This window comes from Streptomyces sp. NPDC002573 (assembly GCF_042889625.1).
GTDB classification, from domain to species: Bacteria; Actinomycetota; Actinomycetes; order Streptomycetales; family Streptomycetaceae; genus Streptomyces; species Streptomyces gibsoniae.
Genome location: NZ_JBIARC010000271.1, coordinates 1 through 1352 on the forward strand (window position 1 = coordinate 1; position 1352 = coordinate 1352).

Here is a 1352-nt window from a genome sequence, read left to right on the forward strand (position 1 = left end):
CGGAGCCTCCCCCTGAGTGGTGGACACCCTGACCTCGACCCCGGTGGGGGTCGGGAGAGGGTGACCGATTATGGTGATGAAGGTCTATTCGCCCGAGTTCAAGGCCGACGCCGTGGCCCTGTTCCACTCGGATGCTGATCTCACGATCGCGCAAGCCGCGCGTGACCTGGGACTCAACGCGGAGACCCTGCGGAACTGGATCCGCGCCGACCGCGCCCGCGGCGGCAGCACCACCGGCTTGACCAGGAAGAACGTGACCAGCACCACCCCGGCCGTCGAGGCCACCCGCGAGGAGCTCGCAGCCCGCATCCAGGCCCTGGAGGCCGAGCTGAAGGCCGCCCGCAAGGAGAACGCCACGCTCGCCACCGAGCGGGACATTCTGCGCAAGGCGACGAAGTTTTTCGCCTCGGAGATGACCTGGTAGGCCGCTGCCAGTTCATCGAGGACCACTGCGAGACCTACCCGGTCAAGCGGCTGTGCCAGGTGCTCGACGTGCACCGCTCCAGCTTCTACAAGTGGCGGGCGGGCCTCGCGGCCCGCGCCGCGCGGGAGCGGACCGAGGCGGCCCTGGCGACGAAGATCAAGGCCGTGCACGACGACTCCGACGGCACCTACGGCTCCCCGCGCGTCACCGCCGAGCTGCGGGACACGCACGGCATGGAGATCAACGAGAAGAAGGTGGCTCGCGTCATGCGCAAGTTCAACATCGTCGGGGTGCACCTGCGCAAGAAAGTCCGCACCACCGTGCCCGAGCCGGCGAACCAGGTGGTGCCGGACCTGTTCGGCCGGGACTTCACCGCCGCCGAGCCGGGTGCGAAGTACATGGGCGACATAACCTATCTGCCCGTCGGCGACGGCGAGTTCCTCTATCTCGCCACCGTGCTGGATTGCTTCAGCCGCCGGGTGGTCGGCTACTCCATCGCCGACCACATGCGCACCGAACTGGTCGCCGACGCGCTGCGGATGGCCGCCGCGACCCGCGGCAGCCTGGACGGGGCGATCTTCCACAGCGATCACGGAGCCCAGTACACGTCGAAGGAATTCGCCGACCTGTGCAAGGAGTTGGGCGTCACCCAGTCCATGGGCGCCGTCGGCACCAGCGCGGACAACGCCGCCTGCGAGAGCTTCCACGCATCCCTGAAACGCGAAACACTGCAAGGCGCCCGCCGCTGGGACGGCGCCCGCGCCTGCCGGCTGTCCGTGTTCCGCTGGCTCACGCGCTACAACACCCGCCGCAGACACAAGAAGAACGGCCAGCTCAGCCCCGTCGCCTACGAGGCCCGACACTCAGCTACACTCACACTTGCCGCATAAGCATACAAACCGGTGTCCACTTCTCGGGGGGAACCCCC

General features: G+C 68.0%; 1 protein-coding gene. It reads left to right on the forward strand.

Annotation, left to right across the window (positions count from 1 at the left end; translation table 11 throughout):
• The first annotated feature begins 70 nt into the window (after positions 1-70).
• A protein-coding gene (locus ACFYX0_RS47865; RefSeq protein WP_311701654.1) for an IS3 family transposase occupies positions 71-1314 on the forward strand; the annotation gives its coding sequence in 2 pieces (ribosomal slippage) (positions 71-410 and positions 410-1314; 1245 coding nt in all).
• Positions 1315-1352: the final 38 nt, after the last annotated feature.